Source organism: Duganella sp. LjRoot269 (genome assembly GCF_964254095.1).
Taxonomy (GTDB): domain Bacteria; phylum Pseudomonadota; class Gammaproteobacteria; order Burkholderiales; family Burkholderiaceae_D; genus Rugamonas; species Rugamonas hordei.
Map to the genome: position 1 here is coordinate 2,830,421 of NZ_CAXUSL020000001.1, position 20,840 is coordinate 2,851,260.

Consider the following 20,840-nt stretch of genomic DNA (forward strand, 5'->3'; position numbering starts at 1 on the left):
CCGCCATGGACGATCGCTATTTCTACCAACCGGCGCTGGGCCACGGCCTGCCGCACGACCCTTTCAACGCCATCGTCGGGCCGCGCCCGATCGGCTGGATTTCCTCGCGCGGCGAGGACGGCGGCCTGAACCTGGCGCCCTACAGTTTCTTCAATGCCTTCAACTACACGCCGCCGCTGATCGGCTTTTCCAGCCAGGGCCGCAAGGATACGCTGCGCAATATCGAGCAGACCGGCGAGTTCGTCTGGAACCTGGCGACCCGGCCGCTGGCCGAGGCGATGAACGCCAGCTGCGCGCCGGCGCCGCCGGAGGTGAGCGAGTTCGGGCTGGCCGGCCTGACGCCTGCGGCCTCGCGCATCGTCGGCGTGCCGCGCGTGGCCGAGAGCCCGGTGGCCTTCGAATGCAAGTGCAGCCAGATCATCCGGCTGCAAAGCGCGTCCGGCGAACCGACCAACGGCTGGCTGGTGATGGGGGAGGTGGTGGGCGTGCACATCGCGCAAGAACTGCTGCGCGACGGCATTTACGACACGGCGGGCTCGCAGACCATCCTGCGCGGCGGCGGCCCGGCCGATTACTTCGAGATCAACCGGGACAACCTGTTCCGCATGCGGCGCCCCGACTATCCCTGAAGCGACCGCCGGCGCGTGGCGGGGGCCAGCGCGACCGCGCGTCCCCGGCCGGAACGTCCGGCTGCGGCGGTAGCTCCCGTCTGCGCGTGAGCCTGGTCGAGCTTGAACACGCCCACCAGCCCGGCCAGCGCATGGGCCTGCTCTTGCATCGCCGCTGCGGCGGCGGCCGATTGCTCGACCAGCGCGGCGTTCTGCTGCGTGACCTCGTCCATCTGGCCGATGGCCTGGTTCACCTGCTCGATGCCGGCGGTCTGCTCCTGGCTGGCGCTGGCGATGCGGGCCACGATGTCCGTTACGCGCTTGATGCTGGCGACCACCTGCTCCATGGTGGCGCCGGCCTGGTCGGCCAGCCTGGCGCCGGCGTCGACCTTGCCGACCGAGTCGCCGATCAGGGTCTTGATTTCCTTGGCGGCGGCCGCCGAACGCTGGGCCAGCGTGCGCACTTCGGATGCCACCACCGCGAAGCCGCGCCCCTGTTCGCCGGCGCGTGCCGCCTCCACCGCGGCGTTCAATGCCAGGATGTTGGTCTGGAACGCGATGCCGTCGATGACGCTGATGATGTCGACGATCTTGTTGGCCGATTCATTGATCGCGCCCATGGTGGCCACCACTTCGCCCACCACCGCGCCACCGCGCACCGCCACGTCGGAGGCGGTGATCGCCAGCTGGCTGGCCTGGCGCGCGTTGTCGGCGTTCTGGCGCACGGTGGTGGTCAGTTCCTCCATCGACGCCGCGGTTTCCTCCAGCGCGCTGGCCTGCTGCTCGGTGCGTCCGGACAGGTCCAGGTTGCCGGCGCTGATTTCCTTCGACGCCGTCGCGATGGTGTCGGTGCCGCCGCGCACCTCGCTGACGATGCCCACCAGGCTGTCGTTCATGTGGCGCAGGGCGCGCATCAGGGCGGCCGTCTCGTCGTTGCCGTGGATGTCGATGGTGCGGCTGAGGTCGCCCCCAGCCACCGTTTCGGCCATGCCGACGGCGGCGCGCAGCGGCCCGACGATGCCGGCCGTCAGCAGCCATGAGCAGCAGGCGCCGATCAGCAGGGCGGCGACGGCCAGCAGCGCGATCAGCTTGACGCTATAGGCGCGGATGTCCTGGATCGACCGGCTTTGCGCATCCATTTGCTTGTGCTGTTGCGCCAGCAGTTGTTCCAGCAGGGCTTGGTAGCCTTTGGCCGCCGGGGTAAATAATTTTTCCAGCGCGCTGTCGGCCAGTTCGTGGTCGCCCTGCGCCTTGGCCTTCATTGCCGTGCTGGTCGCCTCGCGGTAGAGCTTGCGCTGGGCATTGATTTTCACCAGCAGCGCGGCTTCCTCCGGCGTCGTCAACAAGGGTTCGATCTGCCTGGACAGGGCGGCGGAGCGTTGTGACGCGGTATCGGTCTCGTCCTTGAAGTAGGCCGCCACGCCGGGGTCGCTGCTCTTGACGATGGCGCCGGTGCGGCGCACCGCGCCAAAGATCTGGGTATTCCACTCGGCGATCAGGCGCTCCTTGGCCAGCGGGGCCGACATCGCCTCCGACGCGGCGGCGATGTCGTTCATGCGCCAGATGCTGAGCACGGTGGTGAAAAGCATCAGCGCCAGCATCAGGGCGAACCCCGCTGCCAGCCTTTTCCCGATATTGAACTTGGCAAACCACTTCATGTCCGTCTCCTAGCCGCAAGGCATTAATCGAAAAATTCTATTAATTGATAGAAAAAATTGATGTCTCAAATCGCGTCAATTATTTCTCGGCGGATATGATGCCGCATGATGTGCCATGGCCGCAATCGATTTCCGCACTATCTGGGCGCAGTACCGACTAGCAAGGTAATTGTTCGGGAAAACCGATTTATCGATAGAATCTTTTTGCTTATTCCAATTTAATTTTTCCCCTATATTGGAGCGACTCCGCACTCAAGACGGAAGAAGGAAACGGTTCGCGACAATGCTGCGCATTATGTGCCGTTGTTTATAAATCAAAACGGAGACTTATCATCAAATCCCAGATCCTGGTATGCGCGCTTGGCGCCCTTGCTTGCGCCGGCGCCTGCGCCCAAACCACCAACCAGACCAGCGTCGTCATGTACGGCAGCATCGATGACGGCCTCGACTATGTCAGCAACGCCCGTGGAGCGCACCTGTGGGCGGTCAACGCGGGCAAGCGTTCGCCCGACCGCATCGGCTTTCGCGGCACCGAAGATCTCGGCGGCGGCCTGAGCGCCTTCTTCAAGCTCGAAACCGGCTTCAATTCCGACGCCGGCACGCAGGCCAATCCGACCAAGCTGTTCAACCGCTACGCCACGGTCGGCCTGAACAGCAATACGCTGGGCACGCTCACGCTGGGGCGCATGCCCGACTTCGCCTACGACTATGTGGGACCGCTGAACAACAGTATTCCCGGCATCTCCTGGGCTTATTCGCCAGGCAACCTGGATAACCTGGCCAATGTGTATGGCATCGACAACGCGGTGCGCTATGAAACGCCGGTCGTCGACGGCCTGCAGGTCGGTGTGATGAACGGCTTTGGCGAGGATCCGAGCAATTTCTCGCGCAGCCGCCAGTATTCGGCCGGCTTCCGCTACAGCGGCAGCCAGTCGCGCCTGGCCGGTTCGTATTCGATGTTCCACAACCGCACGGCCGACCTGAAAAGCGTGTTCGGCGTCACCAGCGTGCTGGGCCAGAACCTGAGCAACAGCGTGTTCAACGCCGACCGCTACAGCACCATCGTCCTCGGCGGCTCTTACCAGATCGGCATCTTCATCCCGCACGCGACCTTTACCCAGGTGTCGTTTGAAAACAATCGCGGCGAGGAGGAGCAGCGCAACCTGCAGGCCGGCGTGAACGTCGACCTCAGCGGGGGCCAGAAGCGGCGCTTCCTCGGCGTCTCGGCCGCCCACTCGACCTTCATGGACATGAAGTACAACCAGTTGAACTTGTTCGTCAGCCAGCACTTGAGCCTGTACACCTTGTTCACCCAGGTCTATGCTGGTGCTTCGTATGTCCGCGCCAGCGGCAAAGGGGCGGTGGCAGGCGCCTTCGGCTATACACCGTCGAGCGGCCAATCGCAGGCGCTGCTGCGCACCGGCGTACAAGTGCAGTTCTGAGCAGAAACAGCAATAACCAGAAAGGTGTTACATGTCTCAAAGCATTATCGACTACCAGCCTGCCGCCGGCGTGCCGGACCAGCATGCCGATCGCGGCGCCAGCTTGCTGACCCGCATGGAGAGCGTGCCGATTTCGCGCTGGCATATCAAGGCCCGGGTGGTGATGGGCAGCGCAACGTTTTTCGACGCCTTTGACGCTTTGTCGCTGGCGTATGTGCTGCCGGTGCTGATCGGCATGTGGCACCTCAAGCCCGCCGACATCGGCGTGCTGATCGCGACCGGCTATCTGGGCCAGTTGATCGGCGCGCTGTTCTTCGGCTGGCTGGCCGAGCGCGTCGGCCGCGTCAAGAGCGAGTTCTGGACCATCCTGCTGATGTCGGTGATGAGCCTGGCTTGCGCGCTGACGGGCAACTTCGGCGCGCTGATGGTGTGCCGCTTCATCCAGGGCATCGGGGTGGGCGGCGGCAATCCGGTTGCCGCGGTCTATATCAACGAGCTGTCGCAGGCGCACAACCGCGGCCGCTTCTTCATGCTGTACGAACTGATCTTCCCGATCGGCCTGCTGGCCGCGGCGCAGGCTGGCGCGCTGATGGTGCCCAATGTGGGTTGGCAGTCGATGTTCCTGGTGGGCGGCATCCCGGGCCTGCTGATCGTCGGCTTCATCTGGTTCCTGCCCGAATCGCCGCGCTGGCTGATCGGCAAGGGCCGCTACGACGAAGCGGAAAAGATCATCGAAGGCCTCGAGGCCAGCACCGACCAGCGCATCGTGCCCAAGCCGCGTCCGGCGGCCGCCCTGGCGGCGCCGCGCAAGGCGGGCATGCGCGAGCTGTTCTCGTCGTTCTACCGCAAGCGCACGCTGGTGGTGTGGGCTTTGTGGGGCATCGCGTACTTCGTCGCCAACGGCCTGAACAACTGGCTGCCCAGCCTGTACAAGACGGTCTATCACCTGCCGCTGGGCGAGTCGCTGCGGCTGGCCTCGATGTCGAATGTGCTCAGTGTCGTCTTCGTGCTGGTCTGCGCCTTCCTGGTCGACCGCGTCGGCCGCCGCCGGTGGGCGATGTGCGCGTTCGGGCTGGCCGCCGTGCTGCTGGCCGCGCTGTACCTGAGCGGCGCCCATTCGGCCTACACCGTCATGTTGTTGGGTTCGACCGCGTACGCCGTCATCGGCACCGTCACCATCATGCTGTTCCTGTACACGCCGGAAATCTACCCGACCCGCATGCGGGCCATCGGCACCTCGCTGGCGACGTCCTGGTTCCGCGCCGCCTCGGCCGCCAGCCCGGCCATCGTCGGCGTGGTGCTGGGCTCCAACGGCGTCGCCGTGGTGTTCCTGATGTTTGCCGGCGTCTGCGTGCTCGGCATCGTCGCCGCCATGGGCATGACCGAGACGCGCCAGAAGTCGCTGGAAGAAATCGCACCCTGATGACCATGCCAGTCCTGCCGCGCACCCTCTACGACAAGCTCTGGGACGAGCACCTGGTCAGCATCGACGACGACGGCGCGGCCTTGCTCTACGTCGACCGCCACCTGGTCTACGAGGTGACCAGCCCGCAGGCGTTTGCCGGCCTGGCCGCGAGCGGGCGCCCGGTCTGGCGCGCGGGCGCCACGTTCGGCGTGTGCGACCACAACGTGCCCACCAGCGGCCGCGCCAACGGCATCGCCGATCCGCTCTCGCGCCTGCAGGTGGAAACGCTGGAGCGCAACTGCGGCAGCCACGGCATCGCCCAGTTCCGCATGCAGGACCGGCGCCAGGGCATCGTCCACGTGGTCGCGCCCGAGCAGGGCATGACCTTGCCCGGCATGATGGTGGTGTGCGGCGATTCGCATACCAGCACGCATGGCGCGCTGGCCGCGCTGGCGTTCGGCATCGGCACCTCCGAAGTGGAGCACGTGCTGGCCACGCAGACGCTGGCCACGCGCAAGAGCCGCAACATGCTGGTGCGTATCGAAGGCGAGCTGGCGCCGGGCTGCAGCGCCAAGGATCTGGCGCTGTATCTGATCGGTCGCATCGGCAGCGGCGGCGCCGCCGGGCATACGATCGAGTTTGCCGGCGCCACGGTGCGCGCGCTGTCGATGGAGGCGCGCATGACCTTGTGCAACCTGGCGATCGAGGCCGGCGCGCGTTCGGGCCTGGTGGCGGTCGACCAGACCACGCTGGATTATCTGCGCGACCGTCCGTTCGCGCCCAAGGCTGCCCAGTGGGATGCCGCGGTTGCGCACTGGCGCACGCTGGTGTCCGACCACGATGCCTGCTTCGACCGCGTGCTCGAGATCGACGCCGCCGCGATCGCGCCGCAGGTGACATGGGGCACGTCGCCCGAGATGGTGGCGCCGATCGGCGGCGCCGTTCCCGATCCGGCGAGCGAGGAAGACCCGGCGCGCCGCCAGGCGCTGGAGCACGCGCTTGCGTATATGGACCTGGCGCCGGGCACGCCGATGCGGGACATCCGCATCGACAAGGTCTTCATCGGTTCCTGCACCAACGGCCGCATCGAAGACTTGCGCGCCGCCGCCGCCGTACTCTCCGCCAGCGGCGGGCGGATCGCGGACAACATCACGCTGGCGCTGGTGGTGCCGGGCTCCGGCCTGGTCCGCGAGCAGGCCGAGCGCGAAGGCCTGGACCGTATCTTCAAGGACGCCGGATTCGAGTGGCGCGAGCCGGGCTGCTCGATGTGCCTGGCGATGAACGACGACCGGCTGGCGCCGGGCGAACGCTGCGCCTCGACCTCGAACCGCAATTTCGAAGGACGCCAGGGCGCCGGCGGCCGCAGTCATTTGCTCAGCCCCGCCATGGCGGCCGCCGCCGCGCTGACCGGCCGCCTGGCCGACGTCCGCAGCTTGGCCGGGGAGGGCGCGCGATGAAGCCGGTCACGATAGTGGAAGGGCTGGCCGCGCCATTGCGGCGCGATAATGTCGACACCGACGCCATCCTGCCCAAGCAGTTCATGAAATCGGTGGCGCGCACCGGCTTCGGCCCCAACCTGTTCGATAGCTGGCGCTACCTGGACGCCGGCGAGCCGGGCCAGGACCATGCGCGCCGTCCGCTCAATCCGGACTTCGTGCTGAACCAGCCGCGCTACCAGGGCGCGCGCATCCTGCTGGCCGGGCGCAATTTCGGCTGCGGCAGCTCGCGCGAGCATGCACCGTGGGCGCTGCTGGAATATGGCTTCGAGGTGATCATCGCGCACAGCTTCGCCGACATCTTCCGCCAGAACTGCGGCAAGAACGGCGTGCTGCCGGTCGAGCTGGACGCCGCCTCGATGGAACAGCTGTTCGCCGCCGCCGAAAGCGCTGTGGGGTGCCGCCTGCGCGTCGACCTGGAACGGCAGCGCGTCATCGGTGCGCACGGCTTCACGGCCGGCTTCGACATCGCGCCGTTCACGCGCCACTGCCTGCTCAACGGCCTCGATGAAATCGGCCTGGCGCTGCAGCAGCGCGAACGCATCGCCGGCTTCGAGAGCGAACGCCTGCGGCGCTTCCCGTGGCTGGCCGCCAACCTCTGCGATTGAGGGACGGTGCCCGCTGTCATCCGCTGCTGCCGCTGCTGCCGCTGCTGCTAGAATAGGATCTTCGCAATCTGCGGCAGCGCCCGCTTCATCGGACTACTCATGAATCTCTCGCTCAGGCAGCTCAAGGTCTTCATCGGGGTGGCCCAGGCCTCCAGCTTCACCAAGACCGCGCAGCGGCTGCACCTGTCGCAGGCGGCGCTGTCGGCCATCATCCGCGAACTCGAGACCCAGCTGCACTGCCGCCTGCTCGACCGCACCACGCGCTCGGTGGCGCTGACCGAAGCCGGGCGGATGTTCCTGCCCACCGCCACCCACATCGTCGCCACCATCGAAAACGCCGCGCTGGAGTTGCGCAAGATCGGCCGCGAGGAACAGCGCCTGCTGCGCGTGGGCGTCATGCCGCATATCGCCGTGAGCCTGATGCCGACAGTGTTGAGCCGCTTCGCCAGCCTGTACCCGCTGGTGCGGGTCGACGTCGTCGACAACACACCGGTCGAGTTGCTGCGCATGGTCGAGGATGGCGCGCTGGACGCCGCCTACGGTCCGTTCTTCCGCAAGGAATCCGGCGTCGAGCGCATGCCGATTTTTCCGACCCGGCTGATGCTCGCCATCGGCATGCAGGAAACCGACTGGCCGGATTTCAGCGCCGAAGCGGACACCTGGCGCGCGCTGCAGGGCGTGCCGCTGATCTGTTTTTCGGACGAGACGCCGATCCAGCGCATGGTCGAGGAAAACCTCAGCGCGGCCGCCGTCACCACCGGCAAGCGCACCCAGGTCGGCCATCTGGAAACGGCGATCGCGATGGCCGAAGCCGGCTTCGGCGTGGCCGTGGTGCCGTCGATCTCGGCCGCCGCCTGCCAGCGCTTCCGGGTGCGCCTGTACCCGATCGTTCCGTCCATCGAACTGCCGTTCTACTGCATCACGCGGGCGGGGCGCGGCAGCAATGAAACGCTGGGCCATTTGTCGGCCGTGTTCGAACAGGTGGCGCTGGATTACAGCGCCAAGGCCGGCGTCGTCAAGAAGGGCCGCGGACGCGGCAAGGCCGCAGCCTGACGCCATATGGCGCTGTTCGCCGTCTTCATTGTTTAGGCTTTTCGATTAAACGATAGATTCTTTTTGCTTCCGCTCTCCATGTGGATTCTTTATATTGGTTCAGCGACGGGGCCTGTCCGCCCCTTCATAAACAGTATAAAAAATTAGCGAGACAGCATATGAAAATCATCATCATCGGGGCCGGTCTCGGCGGCCTGACCGCCGCCAGCGCATTGCTCGACCGGGGCTTCGACGTCACCGTGCTGGAACAGGCCGCACAGCTGAAGGAAATCGGCGCCGGCGTGCAACTGAGCTCGAACGCCACCGGCGTCTTGTACCGACTGGGCCTCGGCCCGGCGCTTGAAAAAATCGCCTCGGAGCCTGCCGGCAAGCGCGTGCGCCTGTGGAATACCGGCCAGTCCTGGCCCCTGTTCGACCTTGGCGCCATTTCGCGCGAGCGCTTTGGCTATCCTTACTTCACGCTGCACCGCGCCGACCTGCACACGGTGCTGGCCGACGGCGTGCGCCAGCGCAATCCGAACGCCATCCGCCTCGGCGTGAAGGTCGAGCGCCACGAGCAGCACGGCGACGGCCGCGTCACCGTGCACGGCGCCAACGGCGACAGCTGGACCGCCGACCTGGTGATCGGCGCCGACGGCGTCCACTCGCGCACCCGCGAAGCCCTGTTTGGACCGGATGCGCCGCGCTTCTCCGGCATCATGGCCTGGCGCGGCGTGATCCGCGCCGCCGACCTGCCGGCCCATATGCGCGAACCGTACGGCTCCAACTGGGTCGGTCCCGGCGCGCACGTGATCCAGTATCCGCTGCGCGGCGGTGAGCTGGTCAACTTCGTCGGCGCGGTCGAAGGCGGCGGCTGGGAGGTGGAATCCTGGTCCGAGCGCGGCACGCACGAAGAATGCCTGGCCGACTTCGCCGGCTGGCACGAGGACGTGCAAGCCATGATCCGCGCCATCGAGGTGCCGTACAAGTGGGCGCTGATGGTGCGCGAGCCGATGCCGCAGTGGTCCAAGGGCAGCGTCACCCTGCTTGGCGACGCCTGCCATCCGACCTTGCCGTTCCTGGCCCAGGGCGCCGGTATGGCGCTCGAAGACGGCTACATCCTGGCGCGCGCGCTGGCGCAGTACGGCGGCGACCTGCCGGACGCGCTGCGCCGCTACGAGGCCGCGCGCCACGAACGCACCGCGCGCATCGTGCGCGGCTCGGCCGCCAACGCCGAACGCTTCCACAACCCGGCGCTGGCGCATGCCGAAGGCGCCGCCGCCTATGTCACCAGGGAATGGAGCGAGGAGCGCGTCAAGGAACGCTACGAATGGCTGTTCCAGTACGACGTCGACGCCGTTCCCCTGTAAGCCCAAACAACAAGGAGATCATCATGACCAATACGCCCGCCGTGCGCGGACTGCATCACTTCGCCTGGCGCTGCCGCGATGCCGAAGAAACCCGCGCCTTTTACGAAGACCTGCTCGGCCTGCCGCTGGTGCACGTGATCCGCCTCGACCACGTGCCCAGCACCGGCGAGTACTGCCCCTACGTGCACCTGTTCTTCGAGATGACGGACGGTTCGAACATCGCCTTCTTCGACCTCGGCGACAACGTCAGCGCCGAGCCGTCCCCCAATACGCCAGCCTGGGTCAACCACATCGCGTTGCGGGTCGACAGCGTGGGCGATCTCGAGACCATGAAGGCGCGCCTGCAGGCGGCCGGTGTCGAGGTGATCGGCCCGGTCGATCACCATTTCGTCAAGTCGATCTACTTCTTCGATCCGAACGGCTTCCGGCTCGAGTTCACCACGCCGGTCGGCACGCCGCAGATGCACGAAGGCTTCCGCCGGCAGGCGCGCGGCGCGATCGACAACTGGAGCGCTGAAAAAGCGGCGCGTCCGGCACGAGAGGTGCACTGATGATCCAACTGAACGCCACCCACGATCCGGCGCGCCGTGCCTGGGTCGATAGCGCCAATCTCGCGGACGCCGAGTTCCCGATTCAGAACCTGCCGTTCGGCGTCTTCGACGATGGTGCCGCGCGCCGCGCCGGCGTCGCCATCGGCGACCAGATCGTCGACCTCGCCATGCTGCTCGAACTGAAGCTGCTGGACGGCGACGCCGCCGAAGCCGCGCGCGCCTGCGCCGGCGGCAGTCTCAATGGGCTGATGGCGCTCGGCCCGCGCCACGCGTCGGCCTTGCGCGCCGCGCTGTCTGACCTGCTGCGCAGCGACAGTCCGCAACTCGAACAGGTGCTGGCGCAGCGCGAGCGCATCCTGGTGCCGATGTCCAAGGTATCGATGGCGCTGCCGTGCGAGATCGGCGACTACAGCGACTTCCTCACCTCGCTGCATCACACCGAACGCCATGGCCGCTACAAGGGCTTGAAGGATCCGCTGCCGCCGGCCTTCAAATCGCTGCCGATCGCCTACCACGGCCGCGCCTCGTCGATCCGCGTCAGCGGCGAACCGGTGGTGCGTCCGCACGGCCAGTACAAGAACGCCGCCGGCGCCGTGGAATACGGTCCGGCGCCGATGCTGGACTTCGAGCTGGAGCTGGCCGCGTTCGTCGGCCAGGGCAACCAGCTCGGCCAGCCGATCCCGCTGGGCGAGGCGAACGGACATATCTTCGGCTACTGCCTGCTCAACGACTGGTCGGCCAAAAGCATCCAGTGGTGGGAGCAGGTGCTCGGGCCTTTCCTCGGCAAGAGCTTCGTGTCCTCGATCTCACCGTGGATCGTTACCCAGGAAGCGCTGGTGCCGTTCCGCATGCCAGCGCCGCCGCGCGGGTCCGGCGATCCCGACCCGCTGCCGCACCTGTCCGATCCGCGCGACCAGTCCCAAGGCGGCATCGACATCGGCCTGGAAGCCTGGCTGTCGACCCCCGCACGGCGCGCCGCCGGCGAAGGTCCGCTGCGCATCACCAGGACCCACCTGCGCAACCTGTACTGGACCTTCGGCCAGATGGTGGCGCATCACACCAGCAATGGCTGCAACCTGCGCCCGGGTGATTTGATCGGCAGCGGCACGATCTCCGGCGCCGACGACGGCGCGCGCGCCTGCATCACCGAACTGACCAACGCCGGCGCCGATCCGCTGAAAGTCGGGCCGGAGGAATTCCGCACCGCGCTCGAAGACGGCGACGAGATCGTGCTGCGCGCCCGCGCCGCCCGCAAGGGCGCGGTGACGATCGGCTTTGGCGAGTGCCGCGGCCGCATCGAGCCTGCGCGCGACCTGTCCGGCGGGAGCCGCTGATGCTGGGCCACATGCAGTTCGGGCAAGGCTCGCGCAAGGTGATGGTGTTGGGCGGCGCCTTCGGCTGGGCCGAGGACTGGACCGGCATCCTGGCCGGACTCGATCCCGAGCGCGCCACCTGGGTGTTCGCCGACTACCGCGGTTATGGCCGCTCGCGCGGGCTCGATGGCGAGTTCAATTTCGACGAGGCGGCGGCCGACGTGCTGGCGCTGGCCGACAGCCTGGGCTGGGGGCGCTTCGCGCTGGTCGGCCACTCGATGGGCGGGGTGGCGATCCAGCGCGTGCTGCTGGCCGCGCGTCCCGGACGCATCGAGCGCATGGCAGCCATCGCTGCGGTGCCGGCCTGCGGCTCGCGGATGGACGAGCAGCGCCTGGCGATGTTCGGCAAGGCCGCCACCGACCTGGCGCAACGCCAGTTCATCCTCGACTTCTCGACCGGCAAGCGGCTGCCGTTTGCCTGGCTGTGCCGGTTGGCGCGGGACTCGGCGGAGCAAAGCCTGCCGCAGGCGTTTGAAGGCTACCTGCGCGACTGGGGCATGGTGGACTTTTCCGACCGCGTGCAGGGCAACCCGATGCCGGTCAAGGTATTCATCGGCGCCAACGACCCGACCCTGACGCGCGAGCTGATGGAGCGCAGCTGGCTGGCCTGGTATCCGAACGCCGAGCTCGAAGTATTGGAGGGCTGCGGCCACTATCCGATGCACGAGACGCCGCTGGCGCTGGCCGCGGCGCTCGACAACTATTTGCAACAGCCCTGAACGGGCCGGCCGGCGGCGACGCGCGGCCACTGGAGAACAACGTGTACGCACTTAATTACGTCCGTCCGGACTCGCTGGCGCAGGCGCTGGCTTTGCTGGAAGAACACCCCGACGCCAAGCCGCTGTCGGGCGGGATGACGCTGGTGCCGACGCTCAAGCAGCGCCTGGCCGCACCGTCGCATCTGGTCGACCTGACCCGACTGGAGGAACTCAGGGGCATCGCGCTGGAAGGCGGCGTGCTGCGCATCGGCGCCGCAACCCGCCATGCCGAGGTGGCCGACAGCGCCGTGGTGCGGCAGGCGATACCGGCGCTCGCCTGCCTGGCCGGCCTGATCGCCGATCCGCAGGTGCGCAACCGCGGCACCATGGGCGGTTCGGTCGCCAACAACGATCCGGCGGCGGACTTCCCTGCGGCGGTGCTGGGGCTGGGCGCGACCGTGGTGACCAGTGCGCGGCGTTTGCCGGCCGATGATTTTTTCGTCGATATGTTCGAGACCGCGCTGGCGCCGGGCGAGCTGGTGGTGGCGATCGAGTATCCGCTGCCGCGGCGCGCCGCCTACCGGAAATACCGCCACCCGGCGTCCGGCTACGCGCTGGCCGGCGTGTTCGTGGCGGACTTCGGCGAGCACGTGCGGCTGGCCGTCACCGGCGCCGCGCCGTCGGTGTTCCGCTGGCGCGAGGCCGAGCAGGCGCTGGGCGCCGGCTGCGACGTGGCGGCGCTGGACGGCCTGCACATCGATCCCGACCTGCTGCTTGACGACGAGCGCACGCCGGCGCGCTACCGCGCCAACCTGGTCGAAGTATTCACCCGCCGCGCAGTCGCGGCACTGGCCGTCCGCTAGAGACGGCCGCACAAGGAGACAACATGGAATTCAGCGGAACCCAAACCATCGCAGCCTCACGTGAAACCGTGTGGACCGCACTCAACGATCCGGCCGTGCTGCAAGCCTGCGTGCCCGGCTGCGAATCGTTCAGCGCGCGCAGCGAGGATGAGTACGAGGCCGTGGTGCAGGCCGCGGTCGGCCCGGTCAAGGCGCGCTTCAAGGGCAGCCTGACGCTGTCGGAGCGGCGCGCCAACGAAGGCTACCGCATCGCCGGCAAGGGCGAGGGCGGTGTGGCCGGCTTCGGCAAGATGCAGGCCGTGGTCACGCTGGCCGATGCGCCGGAGGCTGGCGCCACCGTGCTGACCTACGACGCCACGGCCGACGTGGGCGGCAAGCTGGCCCAGGTGGGATCGCGCCTGGTGGCCTCGGTGGCCAACCGCATGGCGGACGAATTCTTCAAGCGCTTCAGCGAGCAGCTGGCGCCGCCGGCCGAAGCCGTCGACGACGCCCCCGCCGCCGAGGGCGCGCCCAAAAAATGGTGGCAGCGCGGCTGAGCCACAGACAGTTATCAAGAACAGGCAGGTGAGACGTGGTACAAGTGAAATTACAGGTCAACGGCCAACAGGTCGAGCGCGAGGTTGAGGACCGCACGCTGCTGGTGGAGTTTTTGCGGCGGGAGTTGGGCATGACCGGCACCCATGTCGGCTGCGACACGACGCAGTGCGGCGCCTGCACGGTCAACCTTGACGGCGCCGCCGTCAAGTCGTGCACGGTGCTGGCGGCCCAGGCCAGCGGCGGCAGCGTGCGCACCGTCGAGGGCATGGAGCGGGATGGCCGGCTGCACGCGGTGCAGGAAGCCTTCGTGCAGTGCCACGGTCTGCAGTGCGGTTTTTGCACGCCGGGCATGATCATGGCGATCGACTATTTCCTGCGCGAGAAGCCGGCGTCGCTGGACGACGAGGCCATTCATACTGCGCTGGAGGGCAATATCTGCCGTTGCACCGGCTATGTGAACATCATCGCGTCGGTGCGCCATGCGGCCCGCGCGCTGTATCCCGAACTGGAGGCACAGCCATGATCGGCCAGTCCCTGCCACGCCTGGAAGACCGGCGCCTGGTGACCGGCAACGGCCAGTACACCGACGACATCAGCGTCGATGGCCAGGTGTATGCCGCCTTCCTGCGCTCGCCGCACGCGCACGCGCGCATCCATGCGATCGACACCAGCGCCGCGCGCGCCGCGCCCGGCGTGCTGGCGGTGCTGACCGGCGACGACTACCTGGCCGCCGGTTTCCAGGGCATCCAGCACGTGCCGATGCCGCTCGACGCCATCGACCACACGGCGCCGGCGTTCAGGGAGTCGCTGACCGGCTCCGTCTACAGCCGCCTGCACCTGCCGCTGCCGGTCGACAAGGTGCGCCACGTGGGCGAGGCGGTGGTGATGGTGATCGCCGCCAGCGCAGCGCAGGCGCGCGACGCCGCCGAACTGGTGGACGTCGATTACGACGTGCTCGATGCGGTGGTGCTTGCCGATGCCGCCATGGCCGCCGGCGCTCCCCAGCTCTACGACGATGCGCCCGGCAACCTGTGCTTCCAGACGCAGCTGGGCGACCGCGACAGGGCGCGCGCCATCTTCGCCGGCGCCCATTACGTGCTGCGGCGCGAATTCCACAACAGCCGCGTCGTCAACTGCCAGATGGAGCCGCGCGCGGCGATCGGCGTCTACGATCCCGAGGCCGGCAGCTATACGCTGATCTCGGGCAGCCAGGGCGCGGTGCGCCAGAAAATGGGCCTGGTGGCCGCGCTGCGCGTGCCGGCCGACAAGGTGCGCGTGGTGTGCCCGGACGTGGGCGGCGGCTTCGGTCCGCGCAGCTCGCTCTATGTCGAGCAGCTGGCGGTGGTGTGGGCGGCGCGCGAGGTGGGGCGTCCGGTCAAGTGGACCGGCGACCGCAGCGAGGCCTTTCTGTCCGACTACCAGGGCCGCGACGCGATGCTGCGCGCGGCAATCGCGTTCGACGCCGACGGCCATATCCTGGCCATCGACAATGAATGGATAGGCAACGTCGGCGCCCATACGGTGTCGTACGTGCCGATGTCGAACGGGACCCGCGTCATGACCACGGTGTACCACGTGCCGGTGGCGGCGGTGCACATCAGCGCGGTGCTGAGCAACACCGCGCCGACCGCGCCTTATCGCGGCGCCGGGCGGCCGGAGGCCAACCACATGATGGAGCGCCTGCTCGATCTCGGCGCGCACGCGCTGGGCATCGACCGGGTCGAGATCCGCCGCCGCAACATCGTGCGGCGCGACGCCATGCCTTACCTGAGCCCGATGGGTCTGCACTACGACAGCGGCGACTTCGCCGGCAACATGGAACGTGTGCTGGAACTGGCCGACTGGGACGGCTTCGCGGCGCGCCGCGCCGCTTCCGCCGCGCACGGCAAGCTGCGCGGCATCGGCCTGGTCAACTACATCGAGGCGCCGGTGGGCGCGCCGCGCGAGCGCATCGAGATGCGCGTGCTGCCGCAGGGCGTAATCGACCTGGTGTCCGGCACCCAGACCCAGGGCCAGGGCCACGCGACGACCTTCGCGCAGGTGGTGGTGGCGCAGCTGGGCGTGCCGGTCGACTCGGTACGCCTGCGCACCGGCGACACCGCCTTTGTCAGCGTCGGCGGCGGCACCCACTCGGACCGCAGCATGCGGCTGGGCGGCACGCTGCTGGTGCATGGCGCGGCCAAGATCGTCGAGCAGGGCAAGGCCGCGCTGGCCGGGCTGCTGGAGGTCGATGCGGCCACGGTGTCGTTCGCCGACGGTTCGTTCCGCACAGGCGAACACAGGGTCGGCCTGTTCGAGCTGGCGCGCCGGCTGGCCGAGGCGGGCCTGGCGCCGCTTGAAGCCGAGGTGGAATTCAATGGCCGCATGGCCGCGCACCCGACCGGGTCGGCCGCGATGGAACTGGAGGTTGATCCCGACACCGGCGAAGTCGAGCTGCTGCACTATATCTCGGTGGACGACGTCGGCCAGCCGATCAATCCGATGATCGTCGAAGGCCAGGTGCACGGCGGACTGGCGCAGGGCATAGGCCAGGCGCTGTCGGAAGGCTTTTACGTCGACCCCGACAGCGGGCAGGTGCTGTCGGGTTCCTATATGGACTATGGCGTGCCGCGCGCCGGCCGGGTGCCGCGCATGACGCTTGAATTCTCCGAGGATCCGACCGCTGGCAACCCGCTGCGCGTGAAGGGGGGCGGTGAGAGCGGCATCACGCCGGCCACCGCCGTCATCTACAACGCCCTGGCCGACGCGCTGGGCGAGGGCGCCTCCCAGGAGCTTGACATGCCCGCCACGCCGGCGGTGATCTGGAATTACATACACCGGGAACAGGAAAATGGATAAAGAACAAGTCAACATCATGCGTGACGGCGACGTGCTGGCGATACGCCTGGAACGCGCCGACAAGGGCAACGCGCTGACGGCCCGCATGGGCGAATTGATCGTCGCCGCGCTGGCGGCGCTCGACCCCGGCGTCAAGCTGGTGCGCATCGACGCCGACGGCGCCGATTTCTGCACCGGCCGCGATTCGCCTATCCCCACGCTCGGCACCAAGCCATCGGCGGAGACCGTGCGCCAGGTGGTGGCGCTGCCGCCGCTGGCGTTGTACGACGCGATCAAGGCGGTGCCCGTGCCGGTGCTGACAGTAGTGCGGGGCCGCGCGATAGGCGCCGGTTGTGCGCTGGCCTGCGTGGCCGACCTGGTGCTGTGCGCCGATGACGCAGTGTTCCAGATTCCCGAGATGGAGCGCGATATTCCGCCAACGCTGGTGATGGCTGCGCTGGCCGACCGTGTGCCGGTCAAGACGCTGGCGCATATGATCTACAGCCGCATGCCGCTGAGCGCCGTGCAGGCGCTCGAGGCCGGACTGGTGGCCAGCGTGATGCCGGCCGCCGGACTCGATGCCGCGGCCGATATGCTGGTCCAGACGATGCTCGGCAACGGCGCCGTGACACTGCGCGCCGTCAAGCAGTTCCTGTCGCTGGCCCCCGGCATGGCGCCGGCATCGGCCAGCGTGCTGGCTGGCCATCTTGCCGCCACCGCGCTGTCTACACGTTTTTAAAGCACGTCAAAAAATGAGCCGCCATCCCCGGTTTGGGGATGGCGGCTCATTGCTTTTTACGGGGATGGCGTCGCTCAGGCGAACAGGTAGCGGCCTTCGTCGTCGCGCGTGATGGCGCGCGTGGCGCCGGTGTCTTCCAGCCAGCGGACCACTTCGCGGCCGTCGCGGCTGCCGACGGCTGCCATCAGTTCGGCGAACAGCTTTGGTCCATGTTCCAGCGCCGCCTGCAGCGACTCGAAGCGCGCGCCGTCGAAGACCGGCGCGGCCGGCACGCGGTGCTCGATCGAACGGTTCATGCCCGGACGCAGGAATGGCAGCGTCAGGTCGAAGCCGGCCTTCGCCGTGTGGTGGGAACCGGCCAGCGACGGATCGAGCGGCATGGCGCGCATGCGGTCCTGCAGCACCAGGTCGCGGTCGGCCTGGAAGCGGGTCGCCAGCGCCCAGTCCATCTGGTCGTCGGAGAAGATGTCGATGTCGGGATCGACCACGAACACGTGCTTGACGTTGGCCAGGCAGGCGAATACAGCCGCGATGGCGTTGCGCGCCTCGCCCGGCACGCGCTGCTGCAGCGAGACGCGGATGTTGAACATGCCGCCGTTGGCCGCGCTGGCGTACACCGCCTTCACTTCGCGCACGGCCACTTCCAGAGCGCGCCAGACGGTCACCTCGGTGCGCAACGCGCACAGCTGGGCGGTGTCGGTATAGGCCATGTCGCGGCCGCTGATGGTCGAGGTCTGGAACACCGGGTCGCGGCGGTGCGTGATCGCCGTCAGGTGGAACAGCGGATTACGCTTGACGCCGCCGTAGTAGCCGAGGAACTCGCCGTATGGGCCTTCCGGCTCGACGTGGCCGTTTTCGTCGAGGTAGCCTTCGAGGATGAACTGTGCGTCGGCCGGCACCATCAGGTCGTTGGTGACGCACTTGACCACGCCCAGCGGCGCGCCGCGCAGCGACGCCAGCAGTTCCAGTTCATCGGTCGGCAGGCGCATGGTGGCGGCCACGTGGTCGATCGGGTGGGTGCCCACCGCGAAGGCGATCGGCAGCCGTTCGCCGCGGTTCGCGTGTTCAAGGTAGATCGCGCGCAGGTCGGACGGCGCGATCAGGTCGATGCCGGCGGTGCGGCGGCCGCGCAGCATCAGGCGGCGCACGCCGACGTTGGTCCAGCCGGTGTTCTTATCGATGACGAAATCGATCGACGAGGAGATGTAGGGGGCGCCGTCCAGGCCGTGCTGCAGGTGCACCGGCAGCCTGGTGAAGTCGCAGTCGTCGCCGGTCAGCACCACCTGCTGCACCGGCGCCGCCTCGCGCGTAACCTGGTGGATGCTGGCCTTCCGGCGCAGGCGCTTGAGCACTTCCTGCAGCAGGTTTTCGGAGGTGGTGTCGAAAGCCGCCGCCAGGCGGCTGCGGCTGCCGGCCAGGTTGCCGCACAGCGCGAACGGGGCGGCGTCGCCGGCGCCGGAGGGACGGTCGAAGATGACCGCTTTCGGGTTGCCTTCCAGCAGGCGCGCGACGTCGGCCAGTTCGACCGGGCCGGCGTGGTGTTCAAATTCGGCCTCGCCTAGCGCGGCGGCAAACCGGCGCAGTTCGAAACGCTCCAGGTCGGGAAGGGCGCTCGCCTGCTCCGCGGCGTTGAAATCGGGATGGGAACTCAATGTTGTCTCCGTATGTCATGATCGGTGTCGACAGGTGTCGACCATCGCAATCTAAAGCACTACGGCACATAACTGAAGCAACAATATCTGATCACTTAATTAGAAAAACTAATTAATTTGACCGCGCCGTTCACGGCTGTTTGGCTCTGTTACCATCGGCTCTCCAGCGCTGCAACTACCAGACATCTACCATCATGCAACCATCATCCCGTCCCCGTTTTATCGTCGGCATCAGCGGTGCCTCCGGCGTCGTTTACGGCATCCGCCTGCTGCAGCTGCTGCGCCAGCTTGATGTGGAATCGCATCTGGTGATGAGCAAGTCGGCCCAGGTCACGCTGGCCCACGAGAGCGACCTGAGCGTGACCGAGGTGCGCGCCTTGGCCGACGTGGTCCACTCCAACAGCGACATCGGAGCCAGCATCGCCAGCGGTTCGTTCCAGGTTTCGGGAATGATCGTGGCGCCGTGCTCGATCAAGACCATGTCGGAGATCACCACTGGCATGACCAGCACGCTGCTGTCGCGCTCCGCCGATGTCATGCTCAAGGAGCGCAAGCGGCTGGTGCTGATGCTGCGCGAGACGCCGCTGCACCTGGGCCATTTGCGCAGCATGACGGCGGTGACCGAGATGGGCGCCATCATTTATCCGCCGGTGCCGGCGTTTTACGCGCGGCCGCAGAGCATCGACGAGATGGTCGACCATACGCTGGGAAGGGTGTTGGACCTGTTCGGCCTCGACGCGAAGACGGTGAGGCGCTGGGATCCCCGGGGCCAGGTGGCCCCGGAGTGACAAACTAACAAACTAATATCTCATCATGCGCCGGTTCCGGCGCATTCAAACTCCCCACCTCGTTCAGTAGGTATAGAACATGCGCTGGATTTCCTTGCTGTCGCTGGTCTTGGTCAAGGCCAGCATCAGCAGGATGCGCGCTTTCTGCGGGTTCAGCGTATCGGAGACCACGAAGTCCAGCTCGTCGTCGTTGGCTTCGCCGTTGCGGGCCACGATGCCCTGACCGACGCGGCTCGAACGCACGATCACTACGCCTTGCTTGCGGGCGGCCGTCAGCGACGGCGTCACCTTGGCGGCCAGGCTGCCGTCGCCCACGCCGGCGTGGATGATACCCTTGGCGCCCGCGGCCACCAGCGCGTTTAGCGCAACTGGATTAACATTGGCGTAGCCGTAGAAAATATCGACCTGCGGCAGTGCGTCCAGTTTGGAGACGTCGAACTCGGTGTCGACCGTGTGCTTGCGGGTCGACGCGTGGTAGAAGTAAGGCTTGTTGCCCTGGATGTAACCCAGCATGCCCAGTTCCGGCGTCTTGAAGCTGTCCGGCGTCGAGGTGTTGGTTTTGGTCACGTCGCGGGCGCCGTGGATCTGGTCGTTCATCGCCACCAGCACACCCTTGCCGACGGCTTCCTGGCTGGCCGCCAGCAGTACGGCGTTGTACAGGTTGATCGGGCCGTCGGCCGACAGCGCGGTGCCCGGGCGCATCGCGCCGACCAGCACCACCGGCTTTTTGCTCTTGACCACCAGGTCGAGGAAGTAGGCGGTTTCTTCCAGCGTGTCGGTGCCGTGGGTGATGACGATGCCGTCCACGTCGGACTGGGCCAGCAGCACGTTGACGCGCTTGGCCAAGGTCAGCCAGTGTTCGTTGCTCATGTTTTCGCTGGCGATCTGGAACACTTGCTCGCCCTTGACCTGGGCCACCTTGGCCAGCTCCGGCACGGCGGCGATCAGGCGGTCCACGCCGACGGTGGCGGCCGTGTAGCCGACCGTGGTGGTGCTGGTGGCGCCACTGCCGGCGATGGTGCCGCCGGTGGCCAGGATGGTCACATGGGCGAGCGGGGCGGCCACTTTGTCTGCCGCCCCGGCATAGCTGCCAAGCAGTAATGCGCAGCACAGCAGCGCCTTGAAGAACCGTGCGGGTATCGGGTGGGACATGTGATCTCCTGATCAGGCTGTAAAGCTTGGGATAATAACAAATACGTGGTC

At 67.2% G+C, this 20,840-nt stretch carries 19 protein-coding genes; 16 read left to right on the plus strand and 3 right to left on the minus strand.

Going from position 1 to position 20,840, the window contains the following annotated elements:
- Positions 1-5 precede the first annotated feature (5 nt).
- Positions 6-629, plus strand: a complete 624-nt coding sequence (locus tag ACSQ3S_RS12745) for a flavin reductase family protein (RefSeq protein ID WP_413447302.1) — start codon at positions 6-8, stop codon at positions 627-629.
- Here the strand turns inward: ACSQ3S_RS12745 and ACSQ3S_RS12750 are convergent.
- Positions 620-2,266 (minus strand): methyl-accepting chemotaxis protein, encoded by a 1,647-nt coding sequence (locus tag ACSQ3S_RS12750; protein ID WP_436142591.1) that lies wholly within the window; start codon positions 2,264-2,266, stop codon positions 620-622. The genes ACSQ3S_RS12745 and ACSQ3S_RS12750 overlap by 10 nt on opposite strands.
- A gap of 347 nt (positions 2,267-2,613) precedes the next feature.
- Here ACSQ3S_RS12750 and ACSQ3S_RS12755 point away from each other — a divergent pair, with 347 nt between their 5' ends.
- From ACSQ3S_RS12755 to ACSQ3S_RS12820, 14 genes are all read left to right on the plus strand, one after another.
- Positions 2,614-3,708, plus strand: coding sequence for a porin (locus tag ACSQ3S_RS12755; RefSeq protein WP_436145017.1), 1,095 nt, complete (start codon positions 2,614-2,616; stop codon positions 3,706-3,708).
- Positions 3,709-3,739: 31 nt separating this feature from the next.
- Positions 3,740-5,131, plus strand: a complete 1,392-nt coding sequence (locus tag ACSQ3S_RS12760) for an MFS transporter (protein ID WP_436142592.1) — start codon at positions 3,740-3,742, stop codon at positions 5,129-5,131.
- 14 nt (positions 5,132-5,145) lie between these two features.
- Positions 5,146-6,570 carry a 3-isopropylmalate dehydratase large subunit gene (leuC, locus tag ACSQ3S_RS12765; protein WP_436145018.1) on the plus strand — a complete coding sequence of 475 codons (1,425 nt, stop codon included), beginning with the start codon at positions 5,146-5,148 and terminating at the stop codon, positions 6,568-6,570.
- On the plus strand, positions 6,567-7,217 hold the full coding sequence (leuD, locus tag ACSQ3S_RS12770; protein ID WP_436142593.1) for a 3-isopropylmalate dehydratase small subunit: 651 nt from the start codon (positions 6,567-6,569) through the stop codon (positions 7,215-7,217). Before leuC ends, leuD begins: the two co-directional genes overlap by 4 nt.
- A 99-nt stretch (positions 7,218-7,316) precedes the next feature.
- Positions 7,317-8,270 carry a LysR family transcriptional regulator gene (locus ACSQ3S_RS12775; protein ID WP_353402439.1) on the plus strand — a complete coding sequence of 318 codons (954 nt, stop codon included), beginning with the start codon at positions 7,317-7,319 and terminating at the stop codon, positions 8,268-8,270.
- A gap of 158 nt (positions 8,271-8,428) precedes the next feature.
- Positions 8,429-9,619: an FAD-dependent monooxygenase gene (locus ACSQ3S_RS12780; RefSeq protein ID WP_436142594.1), complete on the plus strand. Its 1,191-nt coding sequence runs from the start codon at positions 8,429-8,431 to the stop codon at positions 9,617-9,619.
- Between the two features lie 23 nt (positions 9,620-9,642).
- On the plus strand, positions 9,643-10,170 hold the full coding sequence (locus ACSQ3S_RS12785) for a VOC family protein (protein ID WP_436142595.1): 528 nt from the start codon (positions 9,643-9,645) through the stop codon (positions 10,168-10,170).
- Positions 10,170-11,504 carry a fumarylacetoacetase gene (gene fahA, locus ACSQ3S_RS12790; protein ID WP_436142596.1) on the plus strand — a complete coding sequence of 445 codons (1,335 nt, stop codon included), beginning with the start codon at positions 10,170-10,172 and terminating at the stop codon, positions 11,502-11,504. The genes ACSQ3S_RS12785 and fahA overlap by 1 nt, the downstream gene beginning before the upstream one ends.
- Entirely contained in the window at positions 11,504-12,262 is a 759-nt protein-coding gene (locus tag ACSQ3S_RS12795) for an alpha/beta fold hydrolase (RefSeq protein WP_436142597.1), read from the plus strand. The genes fahA and ACSQ3S_RS12795 overlap by 1 nt, the downstream gene beginning before the upstream one ends.
- A 41-nt stretch (positions 12,263-12,303) precedes the next feature.
- Complete coding sequence (locus ACSQ3S_RS12800; protein ID WP_436142598.1) at positions 12,304-13,104, plus strand: FAD binding domain-containing protein; 801 nt, start codon at positions 12,304-12,306, stop codon at positions 13,102-13,104.
- 23 nt (positions 13,105-13,127) lie between these two features.
- Entirely contained in the window at positions 13,128-13,640 is a 513-nt protein-coding gene (locus ACSQ3S_RS12805) for an SRPBCC family protein (protein ID WP_436142599.1), read from the plus strand.
- A gap of 35 nt (positions 13,641-13,675) precedes the next feature.
- Positions 13,676-14,164, plus strand: coding sequence for a (2Fe-2S)-binding protein (locus ACSQ3S_RS12810; protein ID WP_353402448.1), 489 nt, complete (start codon positions 13,676-13,678; stop codon positions 14,162-14,164).
- Positions 14,161-16,479: a xanthine dehydrogenase family protein molybdopterin-binding subunit gene (locus ACSQ3S_RS12815; RefSeq protein ID WP_436142600.1), complete on the plus strand. Its 2,319-nt coding sequence runs from the start codon at positions 14,161-14,163 to the stop codon at positions 16,477-16,479. Before ACSQ3S_RS12810 ends, ACSQ3S_RS12815 begins: the two co-directional genes overlap by 4 nt.
- Positions 16,472-17,197: an enoyl-CoA hydratase/isomerase family protein gene (locus ACSQ3S_RS12820; protein WP_436142601.1), complete on the plus strand. Its 726-nt coding sequence runs from the start codon at positions 16,472-16,474 to the stop codon at positions 17,195-17,197. Before ACSQ3S_RS12815 ends, ACSQ3S_RS12820 begins: the two co-directional genes overlap by 8 nt.
- A gap of 74 nt (positions 17,198-17,271) precedes the next feature.
- Here the strand turns inward: ACSQ3S_RS12820 and ACSQ3S_RS12825 are convergent, their stop codons facing one another.
- Positions 17,272-18,849, minus strand: coding sequence for a UbiD family decarboxylase (locus ACSQ3S_RS12825; protein ID WP_436142602.1), 1,578 nt, complete (start codon positions 18,847-18,849; stop codon positions 17,272-17,274).
- A gap of 194 nt (positions 18,850-19,043) precedes the next feature.
- Here ACSQ3S_RS12825 and ACSQ3S_RS12830 point away from each other — a divergent pair, with 194 nt between their 5' ends.
- The gene (locus ACSQ3S_RS12830) at positions 19,044-19,637 is read left to right on the plus strand and encodes a UbiX family flavin prenyltransferase (protein WP_176653933.1); all 594 of its coding nucleotides are present in this window, start codon (positions 19,044-19,046) and stop codon (positions 19,635-19,637) included.
- A gap of 63 nt (positions 19,638-19,700) precedes the next feature.
- On the opposite strand, the gene ACSQ3S_RS12835 is transcribed toward ACSQ3S_RS12830, so the two are convergent.
- A complete protein-coding gene (locus ACSQ3S_RS12835) occupies positions 19,701-20,789 on the minus strand; it encodes a type II asparaginase (RefSeq protein WP_176653934.1) in 1,089 nt (362 codons plus the stop codon).
- Positions 20,790-20,840 lie beyond the last annotated feature (51 nt).

What these genes read in the sequence shown, in the direction of transcription:
- ACSQ3S_RS12815 (WP_436142600.1), top strand. Translation starts at nt 14,161, where the DNA reads ATGATCGGCCAGTCCCTGCCACGCCTGGAAGACCGGCGCCTGGTGACC.
- leuD (WP_436142593.1), top strand. Translation starts at nt 6,567, where the DNA reads ATGAAGCCGGTCACGATAGTGGAAGGGCTGGCCGCGCCATTGCGGCGC.
- ACSQ3S_RS12750 (WP_436142591.1), bottom strand. Translation starts at nt 2,266, where the DNA reads ATGAAGTGGTTTGCCAAGTTCAATATCGGGAAAAGGCTGGCAGCGGGG.
- ACSQ3S_RS12785 (WP_436142595.1), top strand. Translation starts at nt 9,643, where the DNA reads ATGACCAATACGCCCGCCGTGCGCGGACTGCATCACTTCGCCTGGCGC.
- ACSQ3S_RS12795 (WP_436142597.1), top strand. Translation starts at nt 11,504, where the DNA reads ATGCTGGGCCACATGCAGTTCGGGCAAGGCTCGCGCAAGGTGATGGTG.
- ACSQ3S_RS12775 (WP_353402439.1), top strand. Translation starts at nt 7,317, where the DNA reads ATGAATCTCTCGCTCAGGCAGCTCAAGGTCTTCATCGGGGTGGCCCAG.
- ACSQ3S_RS12830 (WP_176653933.1), top strand. Translation starts at nt 19,044, where the DNA reads ATGCAACCATCATCCCGTCCCCGTTTTATCGTCGGCATCAGCGGTGCC.
- ACSQ3S_RS12835 (WP_176653934.1), bottom strand. Translation starts at nt 20,789, where the DNA reads ATGTCCCACCCGATACCCGCACGGTTCTTCAAGGCGCTGCTGTGCTGC.
- ACSQ3S_RS12805 (WP_436142599.1), top strand. Translation starts at nt 13,128, where the DNA reads ATGGAATTCAGCGGAACCCAAACCATCGCAGCCTCACGTGAAACCGTG.
- fahA (WP_436142596.1), top strand. Translation starts at nt 10,170, where the DNA reads ATGATCCAACTGAACGCCACCCACGATCCGGCGCGCCGTGCCTGGGTC.
- ACSQ3S_RS12820 (WP_436142601.1), top strand. Translation starts at nt 16,472, where the DNA reads ATGGATAAAGAACAAGTCAACATCATGCGTGACGGCGACGTGCTGGCG.
- ACSQ3S_RS12760 (WP_436142592.1), top strand. Translation starts at nt 3,740, where the DNA reads ATGTCTCAAAGCATTATCGACTACCAGCCTGCCGCCGGCGTGCCGGAC.
- ACSQ3S_RS12780 (WP_436142594.1), top strand. Translation starts at nt 8,429, where the DNA reads ATGAAAATCATCATCATCGGGGCCGGTCTCGGCGGCCTGACCGCCGCC.
- ACSQ3S_RS12745 (WP_413447302.1), top strand. Translation starts at nt 6, where the DNA reads ATGGACGATCGCTATTTCTACCAACCGGCGCTGGGCCACGGCCTGCCG.